At 71.5% G+C, this 11,117-nt stretch carries 13 protein-coding genes; 10 read left to right on the top strand and 3 right to left on the bottom strand.

The annotated features are described in order from the left end of the window. Positions 1-92 precede the first annotated feature (92 nt). Together NNW99_RS08180 and NNW99_RS08175 are read right to left on the bottom strand one after the other, a co-directional pair. Positions 93-617 (bottom strand): DUF4232 domain-containing protein, encoded by a 525-nt coding sequence (locus tag NNW99_RS08180; protein WP_215118038.1) that lies wholly within the window; start codon positions 615-617, stop codon positions 93-95. Between the two features lie 191 nt (positions 618-808). Next, positions 809-1,117, bottom strand: a complete 309-nt coding sequence (locus tag NNW99_RS08175; RefSeq protein ID WP_251057744.1) for a hypothetical protein — start codon at positions 1,115-1,117, stop codon at positions 809-811. Between the two features lie 139 nt (positions 1,118-1,256). Between NNW99_RS08175 and NNW99_RS08170 the strand changes: the two genes are divergently transcribed. From NNW99_RS08170 to NNW99_RS08150, 5 genes are all read left to right on the top strand, one after another. Further along, positions 1,257-1,859: a response regulator transcription factor gene (locus tag NNW99_RS08170; RefSeq protein ID WP_215118037.1), complete on the top strand. Its 603-nt coding sequence runs from the start codon at positions 1,257-1,259 to the stop codon at positions 1,857-1,859. Positions 1,860-1,911: 52 nt separating this feature from the next. Continuing rightward, complete coding sequence (locus NNW99_RS08165) at positions 1,912-2,652, top strand: hypothetical protein (RefSeq protein WP_215118036.1); 741 nt, start codon at positions 1,912-1,914, stop codon at positions 2,650-2,652. Between the two features lie 131 nt (positions 2,653-2,783). Next, positions 2,784-3,452, top strand: a complete 669-nt coding sequence (locus NNW99_RS08160) for a thioredoxin domain-containing protein (RefSeq protein WP_215118035.1) — start codon at positions 2,784-2,786, stop codon at positions 3,450-3,452. 41 nt (positions 3,453-3,493) lie between these two features. Beyond that, positions 3,494-3,889 (top strand): hypothetical protein, encoded by a 396-nt coding sequence (locus NNW99_RS08155; protein ID WP_215118034.1) that lies wholly within the window; start codon positions 3,494-3,496, stop codon positions 3,887-3,889. A 108-nt stretch (positions 3,890-3,997) separates the two neighbouring features. Next, on the top strand, positions 3,998-4,651 hold the full coding sequence (locus NNW99_RS08150) for a DUF3105 domain-containing protein (protein WP_215118033.1): 654 nt from the start codon (positions 3,998-4,000) through the stop codon (positions 4,649-4,651). A 1-nt stretch (position 4,652) separates the two neighbouring features. Here NNW99_RS08150 and NNW99_RS08145 read toward each other — a convergent pair whose 3' ends face one another. Further along, positions 4,653-4,790, bottom strand: coding sequence for a hypothetical protein (locus NNW99_RS08145; protein ID WP_215118032.1), 138 nt, complete (start codon positions 4,788-4,790; stop codon positions 4,653-4,655). 101 nt (positions 4,791-4,891) lie between these two features. Here NNW99_RS08145 and dctA point away from each other — a divergent pair, with 101 nt between their 5' ends. From dctA to NNW99_RS08120, 5 genes are all read left to right on the top strand, one after another. After that, positions 4,892-6,304 (top strand): C4-dicarboxylate transporter DctA, encoded by a 1,413-nt coding sequence (gene dctA, locus NNW99_RS08140; RefSeq protein ID WP_251057743.1) that lies wholly within the window; start codon positions 4,892-4,894, stop codon positions 6,302-6,304. Next, a complete protein-coding gene (locus NNW99_RS08135; RefSeq protein ID WP_215118031.1) occupies positions 6,304-7,464 on the top strand; it encodes a glycerate kinase in 1,161 nt (386 codons plus the stop codon). Before dctA ends, NNW99_RS08135 begins: the two co-directional genes overlap by 1 nt. Before the next feature lie 37 nt (positions 7,465-7,501). Further along, complete coding sequence (locus NNW99_RS08130; RefSeq protein ID WP_215118030.1) at positions 7,502-8,431, top strand: LysR family transcriptional regulator; 930 nt, start codon at positions 7,502-7,504, stop codon at positions 8,429-8,431. A gap of 122 nt (positions 8,432-8,553) precedes the next feature. Further along, a complete protein-coding gene (locus tag NNW99_RS08125; RefSeq protein ID WP_215118029.1) occupies positions 8,554-9,639 on the top strand; it encodes a tartrate dehydrogenase in 1,086 nt (361 codons plus the stop codon). A 210-nt stretch (positions 9,640-9,849) separates the two neighbouring features. After that, on the top strand, positions 9,850-11,115 hold the full coding sequence (locus tag NNW99_RS08120) for a phosphatase PAP2 family protein (protein ID WP_251057742.1): 1,266 nt from the start codon (positions 9,850-9,852) through the stop codon (positions 11,113-11,115). Positions 11,116-11,117: the final 2 nt, after the last annotated feature.

Raw genomic sequence — 11,117 nt, 5'->3', positions numbered from 1 at the left:
GACCGACTGTCGCCGTGTGGGCACGGTGTGCGCGTCGGTGGTCATCACCTAGACGGGGGTGCTGGTTAGGACGGCGAGCGCGCCGTCCCCCGTCAGCCCGAGAACGGGACGGCGTCGGCCGGGTCGGCGTGCCAGTTGGTGGCCACGGGCCGGTCGACCAGGGCGGTGTCGGGGAGGTCGAGGCTGACGGAGTTGGCCTCGTCGCCCGCGACGGACAGGTGGATCCGCTCGAACTCCTTGCCGAAATCGTTGTTGGTGGTCTTGGGGTTGATGCCGGCGTAGGCCCGGGTGGAGCCGGACAGCACGACGTTGTCGCTGACGGCGTGCTCGGCCGGTCCCACCTCGGTGTCGGCGGCCGAGCCGAAGGACGCGGACGGGAAGACACCCTTCAGGTAGCAGGTGACGCCCGACTTGGCCTTGGCGGTCAGGAGGTAGTAGCCACCCGCCTGCGTCTCCGTGGTGATCTTGAAGGTCAGGTCCTTGGTGACACAGGCCCGCGGCGCGGCGCTGCCTCGGCTTTCGGCGGTGGCCGTCGCGGTCGCGGTGGCGGTGAGAGCCACCGCCGCGACGGCGGCCAGGGCGAGGCGGGCGGGACGGGCGGCAAAGCGCGAACGCATCGATATCTCCATCGTGCAGAGGTGTGTCGTCCAGCGGGTCGCTGAGACGACCGAAGCCTGTTCCGCGATCCGTCCCGCCCGCCACAGCCGACGGCGATCCCGGGACGCCGGAACGCTGGAACGGGGTCTGACCAGCGGAGATACCGGTGGCCTGGAACGGGGGACTGGGACGGCTCGCCTCCGAAGCCCGCTCAGCGGCGCGGCTCCCAGCGGAACATGCGGGAGGCCAGGGCGATGGCGACGACGACCCAGCTCAGGGTGGGGGCCAGCAGGAGGAGGGAGTCCGTCACGGGGACGCCGCCGTTCCAGGCGTTGAGGACGAGCTCCGTGGCCGAGCCGCCGGGGAGCAGGCGCTTGAGCAGGGGGAGTTCCTCGGTGCCGCTGATTCCGACCCAGCCGGCGACGGCGATGGTGCCGAGGCTGACCGGCAAGGTGGTCACCTGGGCGTGTTCGGGGGAGTTCGTCAGGCCGGCCGTGGCCAGGCCCAGGCCGAGCATCATGGCGACCGTGGAGAGGATCGCCGCCGCCAGGAGGGGAACCCAGGGAGCGCGTGGGCGACAGCGGAGGAGAGCTGACGGTGGAGCAGACGGACGGGCGCTTCCTCACGGCCGCCGCGTTCTCGCACGGGAGGACCGACCGATGACCACCGTGGTGCTCGCCGACGACGAGGCCCTGCTCCGCAAGGCGCTGGCCGCGTTGCTGAGCCTGGAGGACGAGATCACCGTGCTCGCCGAAGCGCAGGACGGCGAATCCGCGGTCCGGGCCACGCTCCTGCACCGGCCCGACGTGCTCGCCATCGATCTGGAGATGCCCGGTGTGGACGGACTGGGCGCTGTCGCGGAGATCCGCCGTACCCGGCCGGAGCAGGTGATCCTCATGCTGACCCGCCACGCCAGGCCCGGAGTGCTCCGCAAGGCCTTGAAGTTGGGCGTCCAGGGCTTCGTCAGCAAGTCGGCGGAACCCGCGCACATCACGGCGGTCATCAACACCCTGCACGCCGGCAAGCGCTGGATCGACCCGGACGTCTCCGCGCTCGCCGTCGTCGACGACTGTCCCCTCACCGACCGGGAGATCGACGTCCTGCGCGTCACCCGCGACGGCTATTCCGTCGCCGACATCGCCGCCCGCCTCCACCTGGCGGAGGGCACCGTACGCAACTACCTCTCGAACGCCATGCGGAAGACCCAGACCCGGACCCGGCACGCAGCGGCGCGCTACGCCCGGGAGCGCGACTGGCTGTAGCGGCGGGCACCGCGAGAGGGGTGTCAGGAGTGGCCCGGTACGCTGCCGAGGCGTGCGGGGGAACCGACCCTCGCAGCCCGACGCTCCCGAAGGCCCGGCCCTGATGCGACCGCACCGCCCGCGAGGACTCGCCTCCCCGGCGTCCGGTGTGCTGCGCGGGCTCAGGGCGGGTGTGCTCGCGGTGCTGTGTGTGCTGCTGCCGCTGGCCGGGCACGTGCTGGCGCGGTGCCACGCCCCTCGGTGGATCATCGTGGCCGGGATGGCCGCGGTGGCCGTGCCGGGCGCGACGGTGCTGACACGGCGGAGGCTGACGGACACCCAGGTGCTGGCGGTGCTCGCCGCCGCGCAACTGGCCTGTCACGCCGCCTACTCCCTGCCCGGCGCGTGTGCGGCGGTGGCGGAACGGGGCGGCCCGGGCGGCGGCTTGTCCCCGCTGGTCGAACACAGCGCGGTCGCCGGGCCGTCGCCCGGGGCTGTGCTGGCCGGTCATGCGGTCATGCTCCTGCTCGCCGCCCGACTGCTGGGCCTCACCGAGCGGCTGCTGTGGCAGAGCCGGACCCTCTGGACGGTCGTACGACGTCTGCTGCTGTTCCTGTGGCCGCTGCTGAGCCGTCGCCACGGCAACGGCCCGCGGATCGTGGTGCGCGAGAGCGCCGCTCCGCCGGTGTCGGCGCTGCTGGTGCGGCTGAACGAGGGCAGGGCGCCCCCGCGTCACGGGCACGGCCCGTCCGTCCCGCCCCTGCCTCAGCCCCTGCTCCGGCCGATGCCGGTCGCCGGCCCCTGCCTGCCCTGACGGGCACGCGGCCTTGTCGTAACCGCCGTTGTCGTAGCGGTCCTGGGTCGAGGGCGTGACACCTCCCCTGCCCGCACGCCCGCGACGGGCGTCCCGCCGGGCACCACCACGACCACACCCCCCGAGGAATCATGAAGAAGCTGTACAAGCACCTGATCGTCGCCGCCGTCCTCGCCGCCGGTTTCGCCGCCGCCCTCGGCTCCTACCTGTTGCTGCGGCCCGACGACCGCGGCAGCGCCGGGGCGGACGTAAGGCCCGTCGCCGAGGCGCTGCCCGTCCGGGCCTCCAGTCACCGGCTGTCCGAGCCGGAGCGCAGCGAGCTCACGATCGTCGAGTTCCTCGACTTCGAGTGCGAGGCCTGCGGGGCGTACTACCCGGTCGTGGAGCGGCTGCGTGAGGAGTACGGCGACCGGGTCACCTTCGTCGCCCGGTACTTCCCCATGCCCGGACACCGCAACGCCGAGCCGGCCGCACGTGCCGCCGAGGCCGCCGCCCGGCAGGGCGCATTCGAGGCGATGTACACCAAGCTCTTCACCACGCAGAAGGAGTGGGGCGAGTCGCAGGAGTGGAAGGCGCCCGTCTTCCGCGGCTACGCCGAGGAACTCGGCCTGAACATGAAGAAGTTCGACGCCGACTTCGCCGATCCGGAGACGGCCGGACGCGTTCAGGCCGACCAGCGCGACGGCCTCGGCCTGGGCGTCCAGGGCACTCCGACCTTCCTCATCGACGGGACCAGGATCCAACCACCCGCCTCCTACAAGGAGTTCAAGGCGCTCATCGAGGACAGGCTCGGCGACTGACCCCGCCCCGGCACCTCCGGAAACCGCTTAACATCACCGTGATGACGAGCAGGACGCCGCTGACGCAGCGCAGATCCCGCGGAGCGTGGTGGACCACGTGGGCCCGGGTCCTGAGTCCTGCCCTCGCCGTCCTGCTCGCGGCGCTGGTGATGTGCCTGGGGTACGCGGGACACGGCGGCGTCGACGGCGGCCACCGGGCCGGACATCACGCCGTCGCGGCCGTGCATGTGGACGACTGTCCCACCGGGGACGCGTGCTGTGCTCAGGCCGTACACCCGGCGGCGGGGGTGCTCGCAACCCCCGTCCAGCCGATGCCGGCGCTCCTGCCCCGCATGCCGGATCCGCCCAGGCGGCAGGGCGGCCCCGCGCTCCTCGCCCAGCCTCCTCCCGTGAGCGGCGCTCCCGACCTTCATGCCCTTCAGGTGCTGCGGACCTGAGCCGGATGCCGGGACGCCGTGCGCCCACACGAGCGCACGGCGCCCGAGACATCCATGCCATCCCCGCACTGACCGCCGTACGGCGCGAAGGAAGAAGGACACCCCGCCATGAGCAAGAGCAGCAAGAAGGCCGCCGCCGTCTCCCGCAAGGCCCGCATCGAGGAGATGCGCCGCGCAGAGAGAGCCCGCGAGCGCCGCAGCCGCGTCATCACCATCACGCTCAGCGTGGTCATCGTCGCCGGACTGGCCGGCTTCGGCGCCTACGCCCTGAACAAGGCCGACGAGAAGGACGAGCAGCAGGCCGCCGCGGCGAAGAAGCCCGTACGCGGCGAGAAGACCTGGAACGCGAAGAAGCTCGGCCGCGAGCACGTGCAGACGGCCGTCGACTACCCGATGAACCCGCCCGTCGGCGGCGACCACAGCCAGGCGTGGATGACCTGCGACGGCACCGTCTACACCAAGGCCATAGGCAAGGAGAACGCCGTCCACTCGCTCGAACACGGGGCGGTCTGGGTGACGTACAACGACAAGGCCGCCGACGCCGACGTCAAGGCGCTCGGAGACAAGGTCTCCAGGACCCCCTACACACTGATGAGCCCGGTCGACGACCAGGCCGGGAAGATCATGCTGTCGGCCTGGGGCTACCAGCTCACCGTGGACAAGGCGTCGGATCCCCGCGTCGAGCAGTTCCTGACCAAGTACGTCCAGGGCTCGCAGACCCCTGAGCCTGGCGCCGCCTGCACGAACGGACTGACCCAGTAGGTCACCGGGCGACGTGGCCGCCGTCGACGGGAGGGCCCAGGTCGGTGGCGGCGGCCTCGACCTGCGCGGCCATGCCCGCACCCGGCGGGCGCCGCCCCCGGGTGCGCCGGCACAGATAGGCACCGCCTATACGGGGCATCGATTTTTGGTCGTGGACCCCCTGAGCCGGGCCCCGGTTCACTGTGGCGCAAGCTGGCGCGGACCGGTCGGGCCCGGTGTCGCGCGATCAGGGAGGCCGCAATGACGCATACCCCGGGCACCGAGCGAGCCGAGCAAGCCGTGCGGATCGCGGCGACGCCGTGGTACCGGCAGTTGTACGTACAGGTGCTGGTGGCGATCGTGATCGGCATCGTGCTGGGCTGGCGATGGCCGGATCTCGCCACCGACATGGAGCCGATCGGCACCACGTTCATCACCGCGATGAAGATGCTGATCGGCCCGATCGTGTTCCTGACGATCATCGGCGGTATCGCCGGGGTCGCCGATCTGAAGAAGGTCGGCCGGACCGGCATCAAGGCGCTGACCTACTTCCAGGTCGGCACGATCGTCGCCCTGCTGACCGGCCTGGTGGCGATCAACCTCTTTCGGCTCGGCGACGGTGTGCACGCCGACCCGTCGACGCTCAAGGCCTCGGGCGACGCGGGCCAGTACATCGACCAGGGCGAACACCAGCACTGGTGGGAGTTCCTCACCAATATCGTGCCGGACAGCTTCTTCGGGCCGTTCGTCGAGGGCGACATCCTCCAGGTGATCTTCCTGGCCGTCGTCTTCGGCATTGCGCTGAAGATGGTCGGGAAGACGGGCGAGCCGATCATCGCGGCCGTGGGACGGCTGACCGAGGTCGTCTTCAAGGTCCTTTCGTTCGTCATGAAGGCCGCACCGCTGGGCGCCTTCGGCGCGATGTCGTACGCCATCGGGAAGTTCGGCCTGTCCACGCTGACCAGCCTCGGCTCGCTGATCCTCCTCTTCTACGTCACCTCCGCCCTGTTCGTCGTGGTTGTGCTCGGCGGAGTGCTCGCGCTGTACGTGCGGCTGAACATCTTCCAGCTCTTCCGCTACTTCAAGGAGGAGTTCTGGCTGGTCCTCGGCACCTCCACGGCCGAGCCGGCGCTGCCCGGGCTGATGCGCAAGCTGCAGTTCATGGGCGCCGAGCGGTCCACGGTCGGACTGGTCGTGCCGACCGGCTACAGCTTCAACCTCGACGGCGCGGCCATCTACCTCTCACTGGCCACCCTCTACATCGCCCAGGCCACCGACACGTCCCTCTCCCTCGGCCAGCAACTCGGGCTGCTGGCCGTCATGCTGCTGACGTCCAAAGGCGCGGCGGGAGTGGCCGGGGGCGGCTTCATCGCGCTCACCGCGACGCTGTCGACGGTCGGTTCCGTCCCGGCCGCGGGGATCATGCTCATCTTCGGCATCGACAAGTTCATGTCCGAGTGCCGGGCGCTGGTGAACTTCTTCGGCAACGCCGTCGCCACCCTGTTCGTCGCCAAGTGGGAGAACGGACTGGACCTGGCCAGGGCTCGCGCGGTCCTGGCCGGTGAGGCGGGAGAGCCACCGGCGACGGCGGAGTCCGAGGGCGCGGAACGCCCGGCCGGGGCGCCCGCGCCCGTCCAGCGCACCCCCGTCGAACCGGCCGAGGTGACGCCCTGATGGCGTCCGTCCTGATCGCCCCGGACAAGTTCAAGGGCTCCCTCAGCGCCGACGAGGTGGCCCGCGCACTGGAGCGGGGGCTGCTGGAGGCCGCCCCGGACACGCGGGTCGACCGGCTGCCGTTGGCCGACGGCGGAGAGGGCAGCGTGGCCGCCGCCTGCGCGGGCCGGTTCCGCCGCGAGGACCTCGTGGTGACCGGCCCGACCGGGCAGCCTCTCACCGCCGGCGTCGCCATACACGGCCGCACCGTCCTGATCGAAGCCGCGGCCGTCTGCGGACTCGGCGTCCTGCCGGGCGGCCGGAAAGCGCCGCTCACGGCCACGAGTCAGGGCGTCGGCGAGGCGGTCCGGTACGCGTTGGAGGGCGCCGCCGACACGATCGTCCTCGCACTCGGCGGCGTCGCGACCACCGACGGCGGCGCGGGCCTGCTACGGTCCCTCGGCGCGGTGCTCGCCCGAGCGGACGGCACCCCGATCGGCCCGGGCGGCGGCGGACTGGCCGACCTCCGCACCGCCGACCTCACCGAAGCCCGTACCGCCCTGAAAGACATCGACCTCGTCCTCGCCACCGACGTGGACAACCCGCTGCTCGGGCCGACGGGCGCGGCCGCCGTCTACGGACCACAGAAGGGGGCGAGCGCGGCGGAAGTGCGAGAACTGGACGACGCCCTCGCCGGGTTCGTACGCCGGCTGGCGGCGACCGGCGACCCGGACGCCGCGCGAGGAGCGGAGACGCCAGGCGCCGGAGCCGCCGGCGGGCTCGGCTACGCCGGGATGCTGCTCGGCGGGCGCGTGTGCTCCGGGGCGGACTACTTCCTCACCCTGCTCGGAGCCGACGAACTGCTCGCCGCGAGCGACTTCGTCGTCACCGGTGAGGGCAGCCTCGACGAGCAGTCCCTGTCGGGCAAGCTGCCGGTCGCGCTCGCCCGGCGGGCCCGCCGGTACGGCACGGAGGTGCACGCGGTGGCCGGCCGCTGCACCTTGCCCGCCGAGCGGACCGCCGCCCACTTCCGTTCCGTCCAGGCCCTGACCGACCTCACCGACCAGGACTGCGCGCACGACAGCGACTTGTCCGCGCGGCTGCTCGAGCGGTGCGGGCGCGCACTCGCCGAGCGCCGGCTCATAGGTAAGGGACGGGAGACAGCGGAAACCGCCAGGTAGGCTCGCCTGTCGCACCAGGACGGAGCGGGGAGGCACCATGGACGCCCGGCAACTGGAGTACTTCCTCGCCATCGTCGAGCACGGCGGCTTCAGCAAGGCCGCCGCCGCCCTGCACGTCGCCCAGCCCTCGCTGTCCCAGTCGATGGCGAACCTGGAGGCCGACCTCGGGGTGGCCCTCTTCCACCGGGTGGGCCGGGGCGTCGTGCTGAGCGAGGCCGGCCGGGAGCTGCTGGAGCCGAGCAGACGTGTGCTGCGCGACCTGACGGCCGTACGGGACACCGCCGCCGCGCTCGCCGGGCTGCACGGCGGCACCGTCGAGGTCGCCACCATGCCCTCGCCCGGCATCGAACCGCTCACGACCCTCGTCCACCGCTTCGCCGAGCTGCATCCGTCCGTGACGGTGAGCACCCAGGCCGCCTTCACCCCCGACGAGGTGCTCTCCCTGGTCCGCAGCGGCGCCTGCGAACTGGGGCTGCTGGGCAGCGCCGCCCCGGTGCGGCCGGCCGGGCTGGACGTCCTGCACGTCGAGGACCAGCCGTTCGTGGTCGTCGCCGCCCCCGGCGGGGCCGTCGAGGACGACGTCACGATCCGGCCCGGGGACCTCGCCGGGCAGAAACTCATCGCCTCCCGCACCGGCAGCCTGATGCGCGGCATCGTCGACGACATCACCGCGGGCGGCACCGGCACGGAGATCGTGACGGTCGTGGACCACCGCACCTCGATCCTGCCGCTGGTCCTCACCGGGGTGGGCGTCGCGGTCCTGCCGTCCTCCTGGACCCGGCTGGCCCGCCGCTGCGGCGCCGTGGTCGCGCCCATCGAGCCGACCGCCCACCTCCACGTCGCGATGGTCAGCCTGCCCGCGCATCTCACGCCGGCCGCGCGCGCCTTCCTCGCCCTCACCGCATCGCTCGCCCGGCGCCGGGCGGCACACGGCACCGGCGGGCCACCCCCGACGCCTGACGCGTGACCGATCGGCCGCGCCTATACGTCGCATCGGAACCAGGTCTTGGACGCCGTACGACCGCCCTGTGTTGACTCGCAACCGATCCCGTCACAGCGAGCCGGCGAGCCGGCGCCCCGGAGGTACCCATGACCACCGCACCCCGTACGTTCCGTATCGCCGCCATTCCCGCCGACGGCGTGGGCAAGGAGGTCGTCGCCGCCGGGCGGACCGTCCTCGACGCCCTGGCCGCGGAATCCGGCGGCGCCTTCGCCTTCGAGTGGGAGGAGTTCCCCTGGGGCTGCGCCTACTACGAGCGCACCGGCCGGATGATGGACGAGGACGGGCTCAACCGGCTCAAGGACTTCGACGCGATCTACTTCGGTGCCGTCGGCTGGCCCACCGTCCCCGACCACATCAGCCTGTGGGGCCTGCGGCTGAAGATCTGCCAGAGCTTCGACCAGTGGGCCAACGTCCGCCCCGTGCACTTCCTGCCGGGCGTCGTCAGCCCCCTGCGCAAGGCCGACGACACCGAGCTGGACTGGGTCGTCGTCCGGGAGAACAGCGAGGGCGAGTACGCCGGGCTCGGCGGGCGCAACCTCGGCGGTCGCGGGCCGGGCGGCGAAGTCGCCGTACAGTCGGCCCTGTTCACCGAGGTCGGCTGCGAACGCATCATGCGCTTCGCCTTCGACCTGGCCCGCACCCGCGGCCGCCGCAAGGTGTCGTCGGTGACGAAGAGCAACGCCCAGCAGTACGGCATGGTCCTGTGGGACGACGTCTTCAAGCGGGTCGCCGCCGACTACCCGGACGTGGAGACCGAGAGCGTCCTGGTCGACGCCATGTCCGCGAAGTTCGTCCTGCGCCCCGAGGACCTGTCGGTGGTCGTCGCCTCGAACCTGAACGCCGACATCCTCTCCGACCTCGGCAGCGCCCTGGCCGGCAGCCTGGGCCTCGCGGCCAGCGCCAACCTCAACCCGGAGCGCCGCTTCCCGAGCATGTTCGAGCCGGTGCACGGCTCCGCCCCGGACATCGCGGGCCAGGGCCTGGCCAACCCGATCGGCGCCGTCGGCAGCGCGGCCCTGATGCTGGAGCACTTCGGGCTGCCGGACCAGGCGGCCCGGCTGAACAAGGCGATCGAGGCGACCACGGCCGCGGGCATCCTCACCCGCGACGTGGGCGGCACCGCCGCCACGGAGGACGTCACCAAGGCCCTGATCGATGCCCTGACCATCTGAGTCGGCTCGAATCACCCGTAATCGCGAGACTCATCCGCATCGCTCCGTTAGCATGTTCGAGCTTGTGACGAGCACCCATCGCCCATCTTCACCGGAAAACAGACTAAAAAATTGATATCCATGGCATCACGGTTGTTTGCGCGAATAGGCAGCAGAACGACGTTCGCCGCATGGCGTCAACCGCGGGTGCTGCTATGGACCCTGGTGGGGGTGATCACCCTCGGGTTCCTCATCGCGCTGGAGATCGCCGCACGTCGCTACGGCATGCCGGGGCCGATCACCTGCCAGGTGCAAGAGGTGATACTCCCGCCCAAATCGGGCTGGCTGCTGTATGCCTGTCTGGCCATGGCGCTGGTGGTGCTGAACAACCGGCAGCGGTTCATCGCGGTCGGTGTCGCGGTCGGCATCGACGCCGTCTTCCAGCTCGTGCGGTGGGCGATCGGCGCGCCCTTCCTGGCCGAGGGACACCCCTTCGGCAACGGTGCGTTGTGGGTGATTCTGGGCATAGCAGTCATGGCCGTCACGCGCCGCACCGGCGCGGAGCGGGTGCTGCTGCTGAAGGGCGTCGGGCTCGGACTGCTGCTGGTGGCCGGCCGTAAGACCGGAGACACCTGGCTGCTCATCACGTCGAAGACCCAGCCGACGGTTCTCGACCAGTACCTGGCGTCCGCCGACCACGCGCTCGGCAACCCCTCGTGGCTGGTGGGCCGTCTCGTCACGGCGACCGGCCCGGTCGGCATCGGGCTGCTCGACGTCGTCTACGCGCAGCTCGCGGTGGGCGCGGTCGTCGTCGCGCTGTACCAGTTCCGCAACGTGGCGGCCGAGCGCGGCTTCCCGAAGCATCATCTGGTGCGCACGTTCCTGGTGATCGGCCTCCTCGGCCCGGGCATCTACATGATCTTCCCGGTGGTCGGGCCGGTCTACGCCTACGGTGCCGACGGTGGCCAGTGGGCGCTGGCCAACCTCTGGCCCGACCTGCCGCCGCCGATCGGGGCCCCGCAGTCGATGCCGTTCGACGGGATCACCCCGCGCAACTGCATGCCCAGCCTGCACACGGCCTGGGCCGTCGCGATCTACCTCCACTCCCGCCGGGGCCCGCGCCTGCTGCGCTACGGGGGCACGTTCTGGCTGATCGCCACGCTCACCGCGACGCTCGGCTTCGGCTACCACTACGGCGTGGACCTCGTCGCCGGCGTGGTGTTCACGCTCACCATCGAGGCGGCCCTGCGCGCCCAGGCACGCGGCTGGGACCGGTCGGGAATCCAGCTGGTCACCTACGGCACGGCGGTGTTCGGCGCGCTCCTGGTGTCCTACCGCTATCTGCCGGTGGAGATGGCCGCGCACCCGAAGCTGTTCGGCCCGCTCCTCATCGCCTTGATGGCCTCCGTGATCTACGGCTACATCCGGACCACGCGGGTGTGGGAACCCGAGCCCGCGCCGATACCGAAGCCGGAACCGCAGCCCGAGCTGGTCTGACC

The sequence above is a fragment of the Streptomyces sp. CRCS-T-1 genome (assembly GCF_024442335.1).
GTDB lineage: Bacteria > Actinomycetota > Actinomycetes > Streptomycetales > Streptomycetaceae > Streptomyces > Streptomyces koelreuteriae.
Note: the sequence above shows the minus strand (reverse complement) of the source record. Positions and strands in the feature narration are given on the sequence as shown.